General features: G+C 46.7%; 20 protein-coding genes. 14 read left to right on the top strand and 6 right to left on the bottom strand.

Going from position 1 to position 19754, the window contains the following annotated elements:
* Window positions 1-46 precede the first annotated feature (46 nt).
* Genes AB1L08_RS07620 through AB1L08_RS07610 form a run of 3 tightly spaced genes read right to left on the bottom strand, consistent with a single transcriptional unit; the run spans window position 47 to window position 3608 of the window.
* A complete protein-coding gene (locus tag AB1L08_RS07620; protein ID WP_413064071.1) occupies window positions 47-1153 on the bottom strand; it encodes a Ger(x)C family spore germination protein in 1107 nt (368 codons plus the stop codon).
* A complete protein-coding gene (locus AB1L08_RS07615; protein WP_413064070.1) occupies window positions 1153-2247 on the bottom strand; it encodes a GerAB/ArcD/ProY family transporter in 1095 nt (364 codons plus the stop codon). The genes AB1L08_RS07620 and AB1L08_RS07615 overlap by 1 nt, the downstream gene beginning before the upstream one ends.
* Window positions 2244-3608: a spore germination protein gene (locus AB1L08_RS07610; RefSeq protein WP_413064069.1), complete on the bottom strand. Its 1365-nt coding sequence runs from the start codon at window positions 3606-3608 to the stop codon at window positions 2244-2246. The genes AB1L08_RS07615 and AB1L08_RS07610 overlap by 4 nt, the downstream gene beginning before the upstream one ends.
* Before the next feature lie 364 nt (window positions 3609-3972).
* Here AB1L08_RS07610 and AB1L08_RS07605 point away from each other — a divergent pair, with 364 nt between their 5' ends.
* The 10 genes from AB1L08_RS07605 (at window position 3973) to AB1L08_RS07560 (ending at window position 13717) form a co-directional block, all read left to right on the top strand.
* A complete protein-coding gene (locus AB1L08_RS07605; RefSeq protein WP_413064068.1) occupies window positions 3973-4644 on the top strand; it encodes a GntR family transcriptional regulator in 672 nt (223 codons plus the stop codon).
* Between the two features lie 153 nt (window positions 4645-4797).
* Window positions 4798-5721, top strand: a complete 924-nt coding sequence (gene hpaI / locus AB1L08_RS07600) for a 2,4-dihydroxyhept-2-ene-1,7-dioic acid aldolase (RefSeq protein WP_413064067.1) — start codon at window positions 4798-4800, stop codon at window positions 5719-5721.
* A 36-nt stretch (window positions 5722-5757) separates the two neighbouring features.
* Window positions 5758-7281, top strand: coding sequence for a 5-carboxymethyl-2-hydroxymuconate semialdehyde dehydrogenase (gene hpaE, locus AB1L08_RS07595; RefSeq protein WP_413064066.1), 1524 nt, complete (start codon window positions 5758-5760; stop codon window positions 7279-7281).
* Window positions 7282-7296: 15 nt separating this feature from the next.
* The gene (gene hpaB / locus AB1L08_RS07590) at window positions 7297-8772 is read left to right on the top strand and encodes a 4-hydroxyphenylacetate 3-monooxygenase, oxygenase component (protein ID WP_413064065.1); all 1476 of its coding nucleotides are present in this window, start codon (window positions 7297-7299) and stop codon (window positions 8770-8772) included.
* Window positions 8773-8784: 12 nt separating this feature from the next.
* Window positions 8785-9768 carry a 3,4-dihydroxyphenylacetate 2,3-dioxygenase gene (gene hpaD / locus AB1L08_RS07585; protein ID WP_413064064.1) on the top strand — a complete coding sequence of 328 codons (984 nt, stop codon included), beginning with the start codon at window positions 8785-8787 and terminating at the stop codon, window positions 9766-9768.
* A 34-nt stretch (window positions 9769-9802) separates the two neighbouring features.
* Window positions 9803-10261 carry a flavin reductase family protein gene (locus tag AB1L08_RS07580; RefSeq protein WP_413064063.1) on the top strand — a complete coding sequence of 153 codons (459 nt, stop codon included), beginning with the start codon at window positions 9803-9805 and terminating at the stop codon, window positions 10259-10261.
* 850 nt (window positions 10262-11111) lie between these two features.
* Window positions 11112-11894 carry a fumarylacetoacetate hydrolase family protein gene (locus tag AB1L08_RS07575; RefSeq protein WP_413064062.1) on the top strand — a complete coding sequence of 261 codons (783 nt, stop codon included), beginning with the start codon at window positions 11112-11114 and terminating at the stop codon, window positions 11892-11894.
* Window positions 11891-12646, top strand: coding sequence for a fumarylacetoacetate hydrolase family protein (locus AB1L08_RS07570; protein WP_413064061.1), 756 nt, complete (start codon window positions 11891-11893; stop codon window positions 12644-12646). Before AB1L08_RS07575 ends, AB1L08_RS07570 begins: the two co-directional genes overlap by 4 nt.
* Before the next feature lie 15 nt (window positions 12647-12661).
* Window positions 12662-13045, top strand: a complete 384-nt coding sequence (locus AB1L08_RS07565) for a 5-carboxymethyl-2-hydroxymuconate Delta-isomerase (protein ID WP_413064060.1) — start codon at window positions 12662-12664, stop codon at window positions 13043-13045.
* A 189-nt stretch (window positions 13046-13234) separates the two neighbouring features.
* The gene (locus tag AB1L08_RS07560; protein ID WP_413064059.1) at window positions 13235-13717 is read left to right on the top strand and encodes a zinc metalloprotease; all 483 of its coding nucleotides are present in this window, start codon (window positions 13235-13237) and stop codon (window positions 13715-13717) included.
* A gap of 9 nt (window positions 13718-13726) precedes the next feature.
* Here AB1L08_RS07560 and AB1L08_RS07555 read toward each other — a convergent pair whose 3' ends face one another.
* Together AB1L08_RS07555 and AB1L08_RS07550 are read right to left on the bottom strand one after the other, a co-directional pair.
* On the bottom strand, window positions 13727-14350 hold the full coding sequence (locus AB1L08_RS07555) for a class D sortase (RefSeq protein ID WP_413064058.1): 624 nt from the start codon (window positions 14348-14350) through the stop codon (window positions 13727-13729).
* A gap of 5 nt (window positions 14351-14355) precedes the next feature.
* Entirely contained in the window at window positions 14356-15384 is a 1029-nt protein-coding gene (locus tag AB1L08_RS07550; RefSeq protein ID WP_413064057.1) for a processed acidic surface protein, read from the bottom strand.
* A gap of 194 nt (window positions 15385-15578) precedes the next feature.
* Between AB1L08_RS07550 and yhfH the strand changes: the two genes are divergently transcribed.
* Window positions 15579-15707 (top strand): protein YhfH, encoded by a 129-nt coding sequence (yhfH, locus tag AB1L08_RS07545; protein ID WP_413064056.1) that lies wholly within the window; start codon window positions 15579-15581, stop codon window positions 15705-15707.
* A 66-nt stretch (window positions 15708-15773) separates the two neighbouring features.
* A complete protein-coding gene (locus AB1L08_RS07540; protein WP_413064055.1) occupies window positions 15774-15935 on the top strand; it encodes a hypothetical protein in 162 nt (53 codons plus the stop codon).
* 73 nt (window positions 15936-16008) lie between these two features.
* Here AB1L08_RS07540 and AB1L08_RS07535 read toward each other — a convergent pair whose 3' ends face one another.
* Window positions 16009-17157 carry an IscS subfamily cysteine desulfurase gene (locus AB1L08_RS07535; protein ID WP_413064054.1) on the bottom strand — a complete coding sequence of 383 codons (1149 nt, stop codon included), beginning with the start codon at window positions 17155-17157 and terminating at the stop codon, window positions 16009-16011.
* Between the two features lie 122 nt (window positions 17158-17279).
* Here AB1L08_RS07535 and nadB point away from each other — a divergent pair, with 122 nt between their 5' ends.
* Both nadB and nadC read left to right on the top strand, forming a co-directional pair.
* Window positions 17280-18881, top strand: a complete 1602-nt coding sequence (nadB, locus tag AB1L08_RS07530) for an L-aspartate oxidase (RefSeq protein WP_413064053.1) — start codon at window positions 17280-17282, stop codon at window positions 18879-18881.
* Window positions 18850-19677, top strand: coding sequence for a carboxylating nicotinate-nucleotide diphosphorylase (gene nadC, locus AB1L08_RS07525; protein WP_413064052.1), 828 nt, complete (start codon window positions 18850-18852; stop codon window positions 19675-19677). Before nadB ends, nadC begins: the two co-directional genes overlap by 32 nt.
* The last annotated feature ends 77 nt before the right edge of the window (window positions 19678-19754 follow it).

Below are 19754 nucleotides of genomic sequence, written 5' to 3'. Positions count from 1 at the left end.
TATTCTGGCTTGATTGTATTGTTTCCCAGATTCCAAAAAACGATGTTTACTCAATCGTTCCGGTACTTCTGATTTTCACATTCACGGACACATCAAACACCAGGTTCGGGTATATCTTCTTCCATTCCTGATATCTTTTTCCGTTGTCTATTCTTGTTGCTTTATACCGCAAACCAAAACCAAGCGGATCCGCTTTCTCCCTCTGCAAGTGCTTCAAAACCTTCAAGACCTCTTTTTTTGTATGTTTGGAGGTCATTTTACTATAAGTATCAAGGTTCGCGGGCGACATATTAAAGTTTGCCTCTTCAACGATACCGGTAAACATAATATCCATTTTTAAAACAGGCTTTTTTCGCGGGGCTGTAATGATTTTATATTTTACTTTTGCAGCTTCCACTGCCATTGTGAACCCTTTATTTTTGTTCTGCACTTCTATGTCCAGCTTCTCTGTCTTATTGGCCAGCAAGTTGTAAAACTTTGTCCGCTTCGGCCCGAGTTTCAAAGCTTTTTTATGCTCGGTAAATATATATGACCGGTTCACAATCAGCTTAGTACGATCTTTATCCGACCTGATAATGGGAAGAATGGGGTCAATTCCGGCTTCCAATATTCTTCTTCTTGCATCAAACAGATAGGTGGAAACGATATAGGCGTTTTCCACACCATTATTTGAAAAAAGGTTGGAAAGAGCACTGGAGCCGGACATTTCGGACTTGGGCTCAACTTTTAGCACTTTTTCTGCAGACGGCCTGCCAACCGCTACCCATGAGATCATTTGAATGTCCCTTCTTCTGAAAAAAAAGTCCATTGTATCTTTGAAATCCCGCTTCAAAATACCTTCCCCGAAAATGATCAGTTTTGTATGGCCAAAATCCAGTTCCTTGTCTACATGAGTTTTTAAAAAACGGATGGCACCGGCCAAAGACGATTCTTCCTTTGATAAATAAACATATTTGGTTCCCGTTTCTTTCAAAGAACCGGAAGGGACAGCCAGTTTTAGCGTAACCTTATACGGTTTCTTTTCATTGCCGGAGTAATCTACCCCGATCCCCAATACAAAAATCCGTTTATCGATATCTTTAAAGCCGCAGCTCGATAAGAAAAGAAAGGCGATGCCTATCATGAATGCTTTTAAAAACCGGGCTGTATTCATCATTTTGCCCTCCTTTTTATAAACCAAAGGCTAATAAAGAAAAGAAGACTAAAGGGCGGGATGAGATTATAATAATACTTGGAATATAAAAGCAGAGTATGCTCCGAAAGGGACCTTACCAACATTAAAGTGAGCATCCAAAATACAATTAAATAAAGATAAGGGGTCAAGTTTGTTTTTTTCCATTCAAACCGTTTAAACCAAATGATGTTCTTGCATGACTCAATGGCTACATGCCAATGGATCAAAAGATTCAGGAAAGAAATCGCCAAAAACAAAGGCAGGAACAGATACAGCAGACGTTCAATGATCCCGTACTTCATCCGGAGTGTATCACTGGTCGTAATGGCGGGATAGACAAGATCGTCTATATTTTCAAACCCGTTCAATCCTATCGGGACAAAATAAAGGGTTGCCAGGACGGCTGTCCCGATGGTGCCAATCAAGAACAAGTGCTTCCAGGTAACACGCGTACTTTTATGTGTAAACGCACGGTTTAGAATCACGATATTTGACATGCCGACAAATACAAAGGAGGCTGCCGAAAAAGCGTTATAGTTGGGAAGATGATTAAAATGCATGACAGCCTCCCTGACAAAATCCCATTCGAATTGTTCGCTAAAAAAGGCTTTAAATACGATAAAAATGACAATGGGCATCGTAAAAAAAATGACATTTTCCATTGTGTACAGGACACTTTTTGTGTTCATCAAAACAGCGAAAGAAACAATGATCAAAAAGCTGACGGCAATCCACGTGACCGACATGTCCGGTGTCAAAAATCGCTTAAGCATGAATGAATAGGTGACTAATGTCATAAGGCCGGCTGCAAACCAGATAAAGGCGATCAGCATGGTAAATGGCAGGTACATCCAGCTAGGAGTGTATTCCTTCAGCAATGCAGGAAGATCCTTGCCCGGAAATTGATTGAAAAAGTTTCCGTTAATGTAAATAAGGATCAAGCCGAAAAAAATGGCCAGAAGCATGGAAACGACCGCGCCCTTCATGCTTTGATCCAAAAGAATTTTCGGAACGGCCGAGATCATGTTTGCGGCCATGTTGATAAAAATCGAATAGTACAAAAAACGGTTCATGTCTCGTTCCCCTTAATCTCTTCTTGCCGCCCTTTATAGTAAAATTTTAAATAGGGCTCCCCGAAGCTCCTCTTATTCGTCAAATACATGACAAATCCGATGAAGCTCAGCATTAAACCGGCCATTCCCGAGATTGTGGAAAAAAAGAGAATAACATATCTGAACACCCTGATGGCAAGGCTCATCTCATTAATGGGAATGACGAAAGTGGAAATGGCTACTGCGGAAATCAGGATAATCATGACATGTGACGTTAAGGCAGCTTCCGTTACCGCAGTGCCCAGGATCAGCCCCCCAACCGTGGTGGCCGTTGCACTGACCGCTTTTGGGAGCCGGATACTCGCTTCTGTCAGCAGTTCCATAATGATCAACATGAATACAACCTCGACATACGAAGGATAGGGGACCCCGATCCGGCTGCCGGCTATGGACAGCGCCAATTCCGTTCGAAAGACATCAGGATTATAAGAAATGACGGCAACATATAAACCCGGAAGGGTCAAACAGTTGAACAGGCCGATATAGCGGAGCATGACGGCAAATCTGGACACCCAGTACGTATGATAGCTGTCTTCCGACGATATCATAAAATCAAAAAACACAGCTGGAGCCATGATCCCGTTAGAATCGCCGTCAAGAAGCAAAAGTACTTTTCCGCCGGTCAGATTATAGATCATGCGATCTGTCCGTTCTGTCATCATCATGCTTGGAAACAAGGAAAATCTTTTGTTGTTCAGCATAAACAGTAATTCCGAACTTGATTGAATGATATCCCTGTCAAGTGACTTGATTCTTTTTTTGATCTCTTTAAGAACCTTTTGCTTTACATCATTCTGATCATAAATCACCGCCAGTGATTGGTTTGATTTTTTTCCAATCGTCAGCATTTCAATCCTGAGGGACGGCTGATGGTAGCGCTGCCGGATCAAATTCAGATTCGTCATGAGGCTTTCACTCAAAGCGAGCTGCGGACCTTGAATCGTCGGTTCAATATTGCTTTCCAAAATCGTGTCATTACTTACAAGGTTCAAATCAAACAAAAGCAACGAGTCATTGACGTGGATCAAAACGCTGCCTTTTGTAAGCTCCAGCAAAATTTGCTCCTTGGATTCAATGTCGATCTGATTGGGCAGGGAAGTCAAATAAGCTTCCACATCCCCCATGGAAGGCAGCTCGAAAAAAGGCTTGATAATGTCTTGTTGCAGCCTCTGAACATCTACTACCGTCTTTATATATATGAGCATGATCCTTTTATTGTTGATTTCGAGCGGCTTATGTACAAAATCAAACGATGTGATCTTTTCCTTCACCCATTCGATCGTTTCGGAAGCAGTGTAAATAATCGGGATTTTTTTGCGCATAGATGTTTAATCTCCTTATGTTCAGCCCGTGATTGTGTATAAAAAATCCTGCGTGATTTGCGAACTGGTTTGCCGAAAGACCGGCTTACCATAGTTTGTCACGTCTCGGCATTATATATGCACGGACGAGGCGTGGGCAAATATTTGCGGACAGATATGATAGGGATCGTACAATGCATGAGGCGGATCGTATTTTGCATGAAGTGGATCGTATTATTATTGCATTTGAAGCGGGAAAAGCAACGGCCCTCCCAAGAGGCGCTTCCCTTTTCTCAAGTCCCGGGGCCTCGGCATTCGCCTCTTGTATGTTGTCAAACTGTTTTCCATTGACATCATATATGATTTTAACTATGATAAAAGTATGATGAAAAAAGAAAATAAACAACAAAGAGCCTATCGAATTATTAAAGCGAGAATTGTGGAAAAGGTTTATGCACCGGGCCAGAGAATTGTCATTGATCAACTGGCAAGGGAACTTGCGACAAGTTCCATTCCGATCAGGGAAGCGCTCCGCCAACTGGAAGCAGAAGGGCTGATTGAATACAAGCACAATATCGGTCCGGTCGTTGCGCCGATCAATGAGTCGGAATATTACGACAACCTCAAAATATTGGGCGTTCTTGAAGGATATGCTGCGTCATTGAGCGCTCCCCATTTTCCGGCGGCGAAAATCATGAAATTAAAGGAATTAAATGAGCGAATGAAGGAGGCGCTCGAAAACTTCGATATTTATTTGTTTGCAAAGCTGAATGCCGAATTTCACAAGCTGATCACCGAGGAATGCCAAAGCAAAATTTTATACGACACGATTGCCGGGGTTTGGAAAAAGCTCGATTCGATCAGGGGAATTGGTTCGACACTATATTCGGTTCGGGTGAAAGAGTCGATCGGGGAACATGAAACGATCATTTCCTTACTGGAAAAAAAATCGGATATAAAGGAGTTGGAAATGTTTGTTCGTGAGCACAAATTTAAAACAGCGGACGATTTCGAAAGACGCCGTTCGCTGAGAATGGAAACGGCCGGTGAGAATTAAGGAGCATGGGGATGCTCTTTTTTCCAAAATGGTAATGTAAGCGCTGCCAGTTTGCCGGCAAAAATGATTAAAAAGCATTTGACATAATATATGAAATCGTATATGATTTGATTGTTCAGAAAAATAATCCATAAAAAGCAGGAGGATGGGAAAATGTCTTATGAAGAAGCCCGATTAAGATTAAGAGGATCCATGGCTCCGGTTGTGACTCCGTTTCATGAAGATGAAAGCCTTGATTTGGAAACGTTTAAAAGTTTGATTGATTGGCAAATTGAAAATGGCAGCCACGGTATTTCCGTTACAGGAACAAGCGGGGAACCGAGCTCATTGACAGTGGATGAACGCCTGATCGTTATGGAAACCGCTCAAAAAGCGGTTGCGGGGAGAGTGCCATTCGTTCCGGGTACGGGCTCCGTCAATCACAATGAAGCATTGAAACTGACAAAAGCGGCACAGGAAATGGGTGCGGACGCAGCGCTTGTCATCGTTCCCTACTACAACCGCCCGAATCAGCAGGCACTTTACAACCATTTTAAAACAATTGCCGATTCCGTCGATATTCCGATCATTCTGTACAATATTCCGGGCAGGACAGCCGTCAATCTTGAAGTGGAAACGATTGCCCGCCTTGCGGAAGATTGCCCAAACATTATCGGCATTAAGGAATCAAACAAAGACTTTGAGCACGTTAACCGTGTTTTATTAAGAGCGGGGCGCAACTTTAATTTATATTCGGGAATCGAACTGCTTTGCTATCCGATGCTGGCCATCGGCGGTGCGGGCCACATCAGTGCCACATCGAACGTAGCGCCGAAGCAGGTTGCCGAAATTTACAACGCCTGGGCAGCAGGTGACGTTAAACGCGCGCAAGACATGCACTTTGAAATGATGGAATTAAACGACGTGCTGTTCAAAGATACGAACCCGGCTCCGGCAAAAGCGGCGCTTGGCATGATGGGTAAAATCAAGCCGGTATTGCGGAAGCCGATGGCCCCTCCTTCCGAAGAACTGCAAAAAGAAATTCGCCAAGTGCTGAAAAACTACGGAATTGCGCTAAAAGACGAAGTAAATGCCTGAAACGGGACGCCAATCGTTTAAAGGAAGGTGAAAATCTTGGAACAAAAAACAGCGGAAAAATCAGCTATCCGGAAACATGAAAAACAGCCTGATATTCAACAATATATCAATGGGAGATTCACAGAGTCGGAGAGCGGCGCCTGGTTTGACAATCACAGCCCATTCACGAACGAAGTGATCAACCGGGTTTCAAAAGGAAGCAAGCAGGAGATCGACAAGGCAGTGGCTGCGGCGAAAAAAGCGTTTAAAGAAGGCCCGTGGGGAACAATGAAAGTTTCCGAACGGATGAAATACATTGAACGAATTGCCGATCTCATCGACGAAGAAGCGGAAGAACTTTCATACCTGGAATCACTGGATACCGGGCTGCCCATTGCCCAAACACGAAATATGGCGGCCCGTGCGGCGGAAAATTTCAGGTTCTACTCCCGCATGGTACAAACGAGAATGCACGGCGAAGCCTTTATGCAAGACAGCGAGTTTGTCAATTACACGGTGTACAACCCGCTTGGCCCGGTCGGATTAATCACGCCTTGGAACGCCCCGTTCATGCTCACGACATGGAAAGTGGCACCGGCACTCGCAACAGGCAATACCGTGATATTAAAACCGGCGGAATTGTCACCGCTTACTGCGAACAAACTTGCCGAAATCATTCATAAGGCAGAACTTCCGGAAGGCGTTTTTAATATCGTCCATGGATTCGGGGAGACAGCGGGTGCTGCGCTTGTAGCCCACCCCGATGTGGAAGCGGTCTCATTTACGGGGGAAACGGTAACAGGTTCAACGATTATTAAAAATGCGGCGGATACTTTGAAAAAAACCTCCATGGAGCTTGGCGGAAAATCTCCGCTCATCGTCTTTGACGATGCCGATTTTGACCGTGCCCTCGATGCGGCCGTCTGGGGAATCTTCTCCTTTAACGGCGAGCGCTGTACGGCGAACTCAAGAGTGTTCCTGCACAAAAATATAAAAGATAAATTTGTCGAAGCGCTCAAGGAAAGGGTGCAAAACATTCAGATCGGTGATCCGATGGATCCCGCAACGCAGTTGGGACCGCTCATTGACAAAGGCCATTTTGAAAAAGTGAAAAGCTATATCGAAATCGCCAGGGAAGAAGGCTGTGAAGTCATCCAGGGGACTGTCCCCGAGGAACTGAAAGCCGGAAACTATGTGCCGGCAACACTTCTTCTTAATGCTACAAACGATATGAAAATTGCCCAGGAAGAAATTTTTGGCCCGGTCATGGCTGTTATCGAGTTTGAAACGGAAGAAGAAGTGATTGAATATGCAAACGACGTCAAATACGGCCTTGCCGGCTATGTCTGGACAAATGACATCAAACGGGGACATCGTGTTGCCCAGGCGGTCGAAGCCGGAATGCTTTGGATTAATGCGCAAAACGTCCGCGACCTCAGAATTCCGTTCGGCGGCATGAAAGCAAGCGGAATTGGGCGTGAAGGCGGACATTACGCCATCCTCGAATTTTACACGGAACCGAAAGTTATCCATGTTGCGATCGGCGACCACCGCATTCCCCAATTCGGAAAAAAGAAATAAGGAGAGTGAAATCCCATGCCAGCAAAAACAGGCAAACAATATATCGAGCGACTCAAAAAAGCAAACAACAATGTGTACATCCACGGGGAGAGAGTCGATGATGTCACCGAGCATCCCGCTTTTAAAAATGTCGTGCAATCAATGGCTTACCTGTACGATCTGCAATATGAAAAGCCGGAAAAAATGCTCTATACTTCCCCGACGACAGGAAATAAAGTGGGCATGACGTTCAAAGTGCCGGAAACAATTGATGATTTGATTGCACGCCGGGAAGCGATCCAGGAATGGGCCCGCACGTCCGGCGGCATGATGGGACGCTCCCCGGATTATATGAATGCCGAAGTCATGGCAGCCGGTGCGGCAAGCGACTTTTTCGCAGAAGGCGACCCGATGTTTGCAGAGAACGCCAAGAAGTATTACGAATATGCCCGTGAAAATGACTTGAGCTTGACCCATACACTGATTCATCCGCAGGTAAACCGCGCCAAAGCACAGGCGGAGCAAAAAGATGCGAATGTCGCTTTGCATCTTGTGGAGAAAAAGAGCGACGGCATCATCGTAGACGGTGTGCGCCTGCTCGCGACCCAAGGCGGCATCACAGATGAAATCATCGTCTTCCCGTCAACCGTCAACAAATCCGGCGCACAGGACGATCCGTATTCATTGGCTTTCGCCATCCCGAACAATACGCCCGGCCTGAAATTCCTTAGCCGCGAGGCATTTGATTATGGCAAAAATACGTGGGATCATCCGCTTTCCTCCCGCTTTGAAGAAGGGGATGCGGTTGTATCGTTTGAAAATGTGTTTGTACCTTGGGACCGCGTCTTCGTGTGCGGAAATTCTGCCATCTGCAACCGGACGTTCAAAGAAACAAATGCGGTTGTCCATATGTCACACCAGGTTGTTTCCAAAAATATCGTCAAAACGGAATTCATTCTCGGGGTCGCTTTAAGCATCATGGACGCGATCGGAATCGATCAATTCCAGCACGTACAGGATAAAGGCGCGGAAATCATGCTTGTTCTGGAAACGATGCGCTCCCACATGTATAAAGCAGAACACAATGCCAAGATTGACAAATGGGGCGTAATGACGCCGGACTTCGCGGCGCTTGATGCAGCACGCAACTGGTATCCGCGCATCTACCCGCGGCTTGTGGAAATTGTCCGCATCCTTGGCGCTTCCGGACTGATGGGCATTCCGACGCAGGCTGACTTCAATCATGAAGAAATCGGGCCGATTCTGGACCGGGGACTTCAAGGCAAGCATTTGAACGGCTATGAGCGGGTCCAATTGTTCAGGCTCGCCTGGGATTTGACACTGAGCGCGTTCGGTGCCAGGCAGATGCATTATGAATACTATTTCTTCGGAGATCCGATCCGGATGGGAATGACTTATTTTAACGGATATGAAAAAGAACCATATAAAAATTATGTAACAGAATTCCTGAAAAAAGATCAATCAGCCAAGCCGCATTTTATAAATGCTTAAGGGGGGAATATCATGAATTTTAATATCATTCGTTGTGCGAGAACGGTTTTGCACGTGACCGATCTGGAGGCATCCAGAAAGTTTTACGTCGATACATTGGGATTTATTGAAACGGAATCGGATTCCGGGAACCTTTATTTGCGGGGATTGGAAGAACACAACCATCACAGCATCCATTTGAAAAAAGCCGAAAAGCCCGCTGTGGAGGCGCTCGGCTATAAGGTGGCATCAGATGCCGACCTCGATGTCCTTGCGGACTTTTACACAGAAAAAGGATATAAAACGAAGTGGATCGAAGAAGGCGGGCAACGTGCCCTTGGCCGCGCCCTTCGCGTGCAGGACATATCCGGACTTCCGATTGAATATTTTGCCAAAATGGATCATGTCGAGCGCCTGCTGCAGCGCTATGACCTGTACAGGGGTGCACGCGTTCAAAGAATCGACCATTTTAACTGCGCGGTGCCGGATGTACAAAAAGCGCAAGATTTCTATATGAATGAGCTTGGATTTGCCTGCTCCGAGTATACGGATACGAAAGAAGGACAAGTGTGGGCAACATGGCTTCACAGAAAGCAAAATGTCCACGACCAGGCGTTCATGAACAGTGTGGGGCCGCGCGTCCACCATATCGGCTTCTGGCTTCCGGATCCGCTGGCACTCATCCATGCCTGTGACGTCCTGGCTGCTTCGGGTTACAGCAAGAGCATTGAAAGAGGACCGGGACGCCATGGATTGTCCAATGCCTTCTTCCTCTACCTGCGTGATCCGGACGGTCACCGCATTGAGCTATACAGCGGCGACTATTTGACGAGCGACCCTGATTTTAAGCCGATTCGCTGGGACATTGACGATCCGATGCGCCAAACGTTCTGGGGGCATGCGGCGCCTGACAGCTGGTTCAACGAGGCATCGACTGTTTTGGACGTCATCAGCGGGGAAGAAGTGCCGACAAAGCAGCCGACGCTTGAAAAGCGCAAGCCCGAATTCATCATATAAAGAATGGAAGTATTTGAAAAAAGGGGGAGTGAACGTGGAAGATCGCCTTTTTAGGACAGCCATGGGAAAATTTGCAACTGGTGTAACCGTTATCACCACAAAGGTGGGCGACACCGTTCATGGAATGACAGCGAACGCCTTCATGTCCGTTTCGCTGAACCCGAAGCTTGTCCTCGTTTCCGTCAGTGAAAAAGCAAACATGAACCGCCTCATCAAAGAGTCCGGGACGTTTGCCGTCAGTGTTTTGAATGAGCAGCAGCAAGATTTGTCCGCCTACTTTGCCGGCCAAAGCAAAGAAGAAAAAAACATCCGCTTTGACACCTTCAACGATATGCCGGTCATTCCGGACGCATTGGTGAATGTGACGTGCAACGTCCACCAATCGGTCATCGCGGGAGACCATACACTGTATATTGGTGAAGTGACCGATTTGCGCGTACAGGACGGAGAACCGCTCGGATTTTTTGAAGGCAAATATAAAAAAGTCATTTAACGCAGGATCCCGCCCGTCTTCCGCAAGACGGACGGGATATTTCTGCTGTAAAAAGGCGCTAGTCGCGAGTATCCGTTTTGAACTCGCAAGTAAATCGGAAAAGTTGCGAGTATTCGTATCTAACTCGAAAGTAAATTCAGAAAGTCGTGAGTAAACCGGAAAAAGTCGCGAGTATCCGTCTCGAACTCGATAGTAAATTCAGAAAGTCGCGAGAAAACTGGAAAAGTTGCGCGTATTCGCATCGAACTCGATAGTAAAGTCAGAAAGTCGTGAGTATCCGTCTCGAACTCGATAGTAAATTCAGAAAGTCGCGAGTAAATCGGAAAAGTTGCGAGTATTCGCATCGAACTCGATAGTAAATTCAAAAAGTCGCAAGTGAACCGGAGAAGTCGCGAGTATTCGTCTCGAACTGGATAGTAAATTCAGAAAGTCGTGAGTAAACCGGAAAAGTCGCGCGCATCGGTCTTGAACTCGATAGTAAGTTCAGAAAGTCGCGAGTATCCGTCTCGAACTCGATAGTAAATTTAAAAAGTCGTGAGTAAACCGGAAAAAGTCGTGAGTATCCGTCTCGAACTCGAAAGTAAATTCAGAAAGTCGCGAGTAAATCGGAAAAAGTCATGAATATCCGTCTCGAACTCGATAGTAAATTTAAAAAGTCGTGAGTATCGTCTCGAACTCGATATTAAAATTCAGAAAGTCGCGCGTATCCGGTTCAACCTGGAGAGTAATGGAGAAAATTTGGCCAGTCACCGCTGGCAACTTTGACAATGCAGGGTTTTTTTTCGGAATGAATGGATGCGGCTTTTTATATGAAATAAATATTTTTTTCCCAAAACCGAGGAGTGAGAACATGAGTTTTGTAAAAGCAAGCCTTCAAGGGCTTGGCGTTTGGGATGAGGTACAGGCTGATCTGGCCGGGGCAACGGTTGAACTGCACGGGAAGAAGCAGCCGGTTTCCAACGTATCCTGGAACCCGCCTGTTAATGGTACTGTCTACGGCGTTTTATTGAACTATCAAGGTAAGTACGATGAAGTAAAAGATCAATTCAATGAGCCGCCGTACAAACAGCCGCCCAAAGCACCGATCCTTTATATTAAACCAGCCAATACATTAATCGGGTGCAACGGTAAAATCCTGATTCCTGCCGGCGAAGAACAGCTTGAAGTGGGGGCAGCGCTCGCTGTTGTGATCGGAAAAACGGCGACCCGCGTTAAAGCGGGAAATGCCATGGATTATATTGAAGGCTACACGATTGCCAATGATGTCAGCATCCCGCATGAAAGCGTGTACCGCCCGGCGATTAAGCAAAAAGCCCGGGACGGATTTTGTCCGATCGGCCCATGGATCGTTGCCAAGGACGATGTTGCGTACCCCGGACAGCTCGACATTCGTGTTTTTATAAACGGCGAGCTGAAGCAGGAAAATAATACGCGCAATCTGATCAGGTCGATCCCGCAATTAATCGAAGACATCACGGATTTCATGACTTTGCAGCGGGGAGATGTATTGCTTGCCGGTGTGCCGGAAGGAGCCCCGCGGGCACGAAAAGGCGACCGTGTCCGCATCGAAATTGCGGGAATTGGCGTCTTGGAAAATAAGATTGTGCCGGAGGAAGGGGAAGAGGCCAAATGAGAAAAGCAAGAGTAGCATGCTTCGGTGCGATCCATGAAGCAGTTGAAAAAGATGGCAAGCTTGAACTGTTGGACGGCCGCCTTGTTTCGCAGGACGAGGTCGTTTGGCTGCCCCCGGTTGAACCGAGAACCGTATTTGCCCTTGGCTTGAACTATTCCGACCATGCCAACGAGCTGGATTTTAAAGCGCCTGAAGAACCGCTCGTCTTTTTAAAAGGGCCGAATACATTCATTGGCCATAACGCCCAAACACGCCGTCCGAAAGATGTCACGTATATGCACTATGAATGCGAGCTCACTGTTGTCATTGGAAAAAAAGCGAAACATGTAAAGCGTGAAGACGCCTACCAATATGTAAAAGGCTATACCATTGCAAACGACTATGCCTTGCGCGATTACCTGGAAAACTATTATCGTCCGAACTTGCGCGTGAAAAATCGCGATACGTGCACCCCGATCGGTCCGTGGTTTGTTGACGCTTCGGACATTAAAGATCCGATGAACCTTGCCCTCCGTACATATGTAAACGGCGAGCTGAAGCAGGAAGGATCGACGAAAGACATGGTTTTTGATATACCTTTTCTGATTGAATACTTGAGCAGCATCATGACACTTGATGAAAATGACCTGATCCTGACAGGCACGCCAAAAGGAACGGTCGACGTTGTTCCGGGAGACGAAGTCGCAACCGAAATTGAAGGACTCGGGCGGCTCGTTAATACCATCGTTGGCGATGAAGCTTTTTCGCTGTAAAGGGGGAGAACATCCATGCCTCACGTCACTGTGGAGTATACGGACAATATAAAAGGAGAAGGACGCATTCGCGAACTTCTGGAAAAAATCAACCAGTCTCTTCTCGAAAATGACGGTTTGTTCCCGATCGGGGGGATTCGAACGAGGGCGGTCGAGCTGAAAGATTACGTCGTTGCAGACGGATCAGAGGACGATGCCTTCGTCCATGTCACATTCAAAATCGGCGGAGGCCGTTCCGAAGAGCGGCTTTCCGCCGCCTGTGACAAGTTATTTGCCGTCATCGTGGATCATTTCGCCGCTTTATTTGAAAAAAGATACCTCGCCTTGTCAATGGAAGTCTCCGAATTTACAAGGCCGGCGTATAAAAAGAACAATATTCATAAACGGTATAAAACATAAACGAATCCCGTCCCGGTCCTGGGGCGGGATTCGTTATAAATCGTCATGATTGCCATGGCTTCCGCTCCTTTGATTGCTTGGCTTTTTCTGAAAAAGCACCTCCAAAATGGAAAAAATGCCTTTGGTGTTTAACCATGGGCCGATTGTGATACAGGATGATTGCACGGATTTTTCACCAGGAGGGCCTTTATGTTTACGTGGAATGATATGGTTACATTTGTTTGGGCATTTTTCCTGACGATGCCGGTTGTCGCATTCATCCATTCCGCCGGCCATCTGTTTTTCGCAAAGCTATTCGGGGGAAAGGTGAAAGTGGTTCTGGGCCGGGGCCGATTGCTCTTTTCGTTGGGGATTTTTAAAATGAGGATGCTGTACTTCGTTGACTGTCAAAGCTATTACGAAGATTTAAAGGTGAGCAACCGGATCACCCGGACGCTCGTTCATGCCGGCGGGGTCATTTTTAATCTGCTGTCCATTATGTTGGTGAATTCCGCCATTTCCGCAGGATACTTGCCGAAGCATATGTTTTTTTATCAATTCGTCTATTTTTCCCTGTATTATATTTTCTTTGACCTTCTGCCGGTCGAATATGGTGAAGGAAGGTACAGCGACGGAAAGGCGATTTGGAACATTTGGAAGGAAGGGGTAAAAGAAAAAGAAAAGAGCCGCTGATGCGGCTCTCTAACTTGCTGTTTTTTTTGATTCAATCAGATCACCAATCAGTATATATCGTTCCGGCGCGTCCCCGATATAACGAAACGGGTAGCAGGTTGTGACGGTTAAGGTCGGACGCGGCTTCGGAACGATAACCGTACGGTCGTCGGCATCCACGATGCGGACTTTTCGTATTTTATAAGTAAACTCGCCGGCGGATGTAGTCACGATCAAGAGATCGTCTTTCCCAACTTCGCCGAGTCTGCGAAATACCGTATCACGATGCCCCGAAAGCACGGAGTTGTCGTTTTCGCCAGGAAGGACACTCCCGGCATAATGGCCGACGCCTTTTTCCAGTTCGTCCTCATCCGTACCGTGGTAAATGGGCAAGGTTGCCTCCAGCTTGGGAATGTACAGATCTCCGATCTTTTCACCGGCAGCCGGCCGTTCATGATAAACGACTGTTTTTGTTTCTCTTTTTTTTACCACAGGCGCGGGCTTTTCAGGTTCTACCGCATCCGGCTCGGACCCCGCTTTTTCTGCCTGAAACAACATATACCCCGCCGTAAACTTGAAGGCATTTGTTCCGGAAAGCCATACCCCAAAACCAATCATGCCGACAGCGGCAGCAAGCAGAATGAAGCGTTTCATGTTCATTACACGCCTTTTGCTTTAAATCTGCGGAATAAGAAGGCTCCAAGAATAATGAAGGCAAATCCTGCAAGTGCATTCGGAATATAGTCGGAAGCTGTGTTTGGAAGCTTTCCGCCTTTCACTGTACGGGCAACCGGTGCTTTTTTGGCTGGAACCTTTTTGGCTACAGTTTTAGCAGCCTTTTTCGTTTTTTTCCCTGTTCCCTTAATCAAATCAGACCCGAACATTTCTTTTGTAATAAGCACGTCTGCAAGAAACTGGCCATCATAGGCAGAATATATTTTAATGAGCAAATCGGCTCCGTTAATATCGTCCATTTTGATTAAAGCGGAAAGCGAAACAGGTGTTTCAACTCCGTCTTTTACCAAGAAGTATTCGGCTTTCACCTGGAACGTGTTCAGCAGCTCCTCCCAAATGCTGAGCAATTCGGCAATTTGGGCGGCAGACAATTCACTGGCGCTTTCAAATTCGGGGAAGGCTTCCAATCTTTCGGCCAGGCTTTCCAATTTGGCTAAAAATGCCTCTTCACCTGTTTTTTCAATGACTTTGTCAAGATGGTTTCTTAACCGGTCAGCCTCGGCTTTATCAATACCGAAAGCGGAAAATGCCATAAGGATCTCTTGTTCCATTTCCGCAAGATCCTCTTCAGTCAACCCTTCGTCAAGCAAATCAGACACGACGAAGTCAAGGTCGTTGATAAACGTAAATTCATCCAATGACATGCCGTTTTCCTGAAGCAGCTGTTCCAATTCGGCTTTTGTTAACTCAAAGTCGGCAAGCAATTCTTTTAAATTTTCTTCATTGAGCGGGTCGCCAAGATAATCTTTTAAATCGGCAAGATCTGTGAAATCCTCCAGCGTATAATCATGGAATTCTTGCAAATATGTAATGAATTCTTGCTCGGACATGCCAATCTCTTTTAAATAGCTTTGAAACTTTGGATCTTTTGCATCCACGGCGGCAAAAGCGGCAAGCGGCAGCAAATTTGCAGCCAAGACCAGTGCAAGAATGACAGACAACCATTTTTTCAAGATATTTCCCCCTCTATCTATGAATTCAATTAATTATATTCCAAAAATCATTTGCTGAACAGCCCCAAAATATCGGAGTTTGGAACATTTTTTTAGGCCTTAGCATCAAATTAAAACAGATATATAACAGTTGTTGACAAACAAAAACTGTTATAATACAATATGATTAACATTTAAAAGGGAGGGCATATAAAATGATGCCAATCGAATTTTACAGAAACATTCCGGCCAAACAATGCTGTCAATGCGGAGAAGAGATGCACGAAATGCATGAATGCTATTTTAACGAGTGCGAGCGGTGCCTAAGCAAAACAGAGGAGTAACAGATGAATAAAACGATATTTGAAGAATAACAATCTGCCAGTTTCATAGATGGGCAGATTTTTCTTTTGAAAATGAAAAAAGCCGGCAGCGGAACATTCCGAAAGCCGGCTTTTTTTGCAAAGAAAGCACTTGCTAAGAAAATTTTTCTTCAAAAGAAGTTTTTCTGTTCCAGCCCCGACGGACAGGACGTCCTAGTACCGCCGGCGCCACAGAACGTGGCGACCTAAGGCGGACAGCGCCTAGCCCCCCGAGGTCATAAGTCAAAACATCCAGAGGAGGTGGGCTCCTCCGTGTTTCCCTTTATTTTCCCGTGATGGGCAAGGCACTTGCGCTTTTCTTATTGGCAATGTTTACAAGCGTTTCCCCCAGCCGTTTGACGTCCTCCCCGCTCGTTTCCCGCCCGAAAGAAATCCGGATAAATTCCTTTGCCTCTTTTCCGGCAATGCCCATGGCCGTCATCGTTTTCGACGGAGTTTGCAAGTTTACCGAGCAGGCGCTGCCCGTGGAGATCGCAAATCCGCGGCGGTTGCATTCCAGCATGACAAATTGGCCTTCAAGTCCTTTCACCCGCATGCCGACAGTGGAAGGCAAATCGGCATTGTAGACGATAAAAGTTGATTCAGCGGGTGCGAGCGATTGCATAAAAGTTTGCCGTAAATGGGTAAAGTGCTTTGTCCGCATTTCCATCTGTTGTATTGCTTTTTTGGCGGCAACAGCCATGGCGGCAATCCCGGGTACGTTTACCGTTCCCGGGCGGAACCCGTTTTCGTGTGTCGTCCCGGGATAAAAGGGTTTCCAGGCCAGGGCCGGATTTACGTACACGGCGCCAACCCCCTTTGGCCCGTAAAACTTGTGTCCCGAAATCGTCAGGCTGTCAACGAAAGGGGAGATTGTTGTTAAATCTGATTTTCCAAATGTTTGCACGCAATCACTGTGAAAAAGAATTCCTTTTTCTTTGCAGAGTCTCCCGATTTCTTCGATAGGCTGGATTGTGCCGATCTCCGGGTTCCCGTGCTGGATGCTTGCAACAACCGTGTCATCGCGGAGTGCGTCCCCAAAACAGTCCGGATCGATTCGTCCATCCGGCCGAAGCGGCAAATACGTGACTTCGTAACCGGCCTGTTTCAATTTTTCCATCGTATTTGCAACAGACGAATGTTCGGCCATGCCTGTTACGATATGCTTCCCTTTTTTTGGAGAGGCGGATAGCAGGGCCTGAATACTCAGGAAATTACCTTCGGATCCCCCGCTTGTAAAATAAATTCCATTTTTTGAAACACCGAAAAACCGGGCGAATTCCCTGCGGCAGTGTTCCAAAAGCTGACGGGCTTTGTCTCCGGCATCGTGAAGACTGCTTGCATTTCCGTAATATTCGGCGGAAGCTTTTAGATATGCTTTTTCCGCCTCTCCATCCAGGGGACAAGAGGCGGCGTAATCAAAATATTTCACGATTTTCCCGCTTTCTGTCATTATTTTAAAAAAGAGCTTGTCATAAGTGTAAATCTATGTAAATATATGTGTCAAGACAACTGTAAAACTAACAGGAGGAACCTCTCGGTGCGTTTTGTACCGTGAGCGAAGCGAAAGGCATGGTTATCATGATGAAAAAATCGGACGTCTTGGTGATCGGCAGCGGGGTCGCCGCTTTCAGGCTGGCGAAGAAAATTCGCGAGAATATGAATGTGATAATCATCACAAAGTCGACACTGAAAGATGGGAATTCTAACTTGGCCCAAGGGGGGATAGCGGCGGCGATCGGCAGGATCGATCATCCAAAGAAACATTATGTCGACACTTTGCAAGCAGGCCGGTACCACAACAATCGTGAAGTTGTCCGCGAGATTACGGAAGAAGCGCCAAGACTCATCCGCAGCCTTCTGGATGAGGGCTGCCCGTTTGACCGGGATGAACAGGGAGAGCTTGTGCTCGGAATGGAAGGTGCGCATAGTGAAAAAAGAATCGTTCACGGGGGCGGAGATGCCACCGGGATGACGGTTATGGAGCACTTTGTCTCCAATCTGCCGAAAAATCTTATCGTCTATGAAAATATGTTTGCTTATGAATTGATGATAGATTTAACAGGCGGGAAATGTGTGGGAGTAAAAGCCAAGGACGCAAACGGAAAAGTCGTACATTTTTTTGCGGAGCATGTGGTCATTGCAACGGGCGGTTGCGGACGGCTGTACAGCCATACATCGAACGCCAAGACCGTTACCGGCGACGGCATTGCGCTTGCTTACAGGGCGGGAGCCGAAATGACCGACATGGAATTTATCCAATTTCATCCGACGCTTTTATATGTTGGCGGACAGACGCGGGGGCTGGTGTCTGAAGCAGTCCGGGGGGAAGGCGGAGTCCTCGTCGATGACACCGGCCAATCGATTATGGATGGCGTCCACCCGCTTGCAGATTTGGCCCCGAGGCATATTGCCGCCCAAACCATTTATGGCTATTTACGTGAAGGGAACCCTGTTTATCTTGATGTGTCACGTGTAGAAAATTTTTCAAAAAGATTCCCGACTGTGGCAGCTCTTTGTGAAAGAAACGGAATCGATTGGAATGATCGGATTCCCGTTGCGCCGGGAAGCCACTTTCTTATGGGCGGCATTATGACTGATCCGATCGGCAGAACGAATATTGACGGACTGTATGCGATCGGAGAAGCCGCTGCCACCGGTTTTCACGGCGCGAACCGGCTAGCCAGCAATTCATTGCTGGAAGGACTTTTTATGGGACAAAAACTGGCCGAATGGATTAATGCGCAGCCTTTGGAAAAAGCAGATTTTTTATATGAAGAGCAGGAATCTGATCTGCCGCCTGATTCCCTTCCGGAAAAAGCAGATATCCAGCGGTCCATGATGAACCATGTCGGTATTGCCCGGACGGAAACCGGCCTAAAAAAGCACATTCGTTGGCTGGAAAGTTTTCAAATAAATCACTGGATGGAAGCCAATTTGGATCACCTGAAGGCAGAAGAAATAGAGCGTGTTTTTATGGGGATTGCCGCTTGGCTGGTGGCGGATTCCGCTTTAAAAAGAACCGAAAGCAGGGGCGGCCATTTTCGGCTTGACTATCCTTGTGAAAATAATCACGTTTGGACAGGAAAGCAAATCATACAACGCAAAAAAAGGATGGAACGAGATGAACAAATTAAAACTTCGGTTGCTACTTGAACAATTTTTTCTGGAGGATATTGGCGACCGCGATGTCTCGAGTCAAATCTTCGGAAACAAAAAAGGCCAAGTCGTTTTTATCGCAAAAGAAGATGGCATCTTTTGCGGAGAGGAAATCATCCGGACCGGGTATTTTCTGTTGGATCCTGCCATCGACGCGGACATCAGGGTGCGGGACGGTGCGCGTGTTGAAAGGGGGCAAGTACTGGCTGTCGCCTCCGGACCTGCCGAAAACCTGTTAAAAGGCGAGCGCGTCATTTTGAACCTCGTCCAGCGAATGAGCGGCATTGCAACCAAAACGGGCAAAGCCGTTGAGACCTTGCACGGGACAAGGGCAAAAGTATGCGATACGAGAAAAACAACCCCAGGCCTGCGAATGCTTGAAAAATACGCCATCCGTTGCGGCGGGGGTTCCAATCACAGATATGGCCTGTACGACGGGGCGATGCTCAAAGACAACCACATCGCATTTTCCGGATCCATTAAACAAGCGGTCGAAGCCGTCAGGGCAAGTGCTGGCCACATGATCAAAATTGAAGTCGAAACCGAAACGAAAGAACAAGTCATCGAAGCCGTCGAAGCAAAAGCCGACGTCATCATGTTCGACAACAGGGCCCCGGATGAAATCCGCGAATGGATCGGGCTCGTCCCGGACGGAATGATTACGGAAGCATCCGGCGGCATCACGATGGATAACCTCAGGGCCTATGGAGAAACAGGAGTGGACTATATCTCCCTTGGCTTTTTGACCCATTCGGTTTCCGCGCTTGATATAAGCGTGAAGGTATTGTTATAAGTATTGACCGCATTTCCGGCCGGAACGTAAACACCGCTGCCGAGCAAAATGCCCTACAATTTATGAATCGTCAATCA

Origin of the sequence: Siminovitchia jepli (assembly GCF_047228825.1) — a bacterium.
In the GTDB taxonomy this organism is placed as follows: domain Bacteria; phylum Bacillota; class Bacilli; order Bacillales; family Bacillaceae_C; genus Siminovitchia.
The sequence above is the reverse complement of the archived record's forward strand: the minus strand, read 5'-3'. Positions and strand labels throughout refer to the sequence as shown.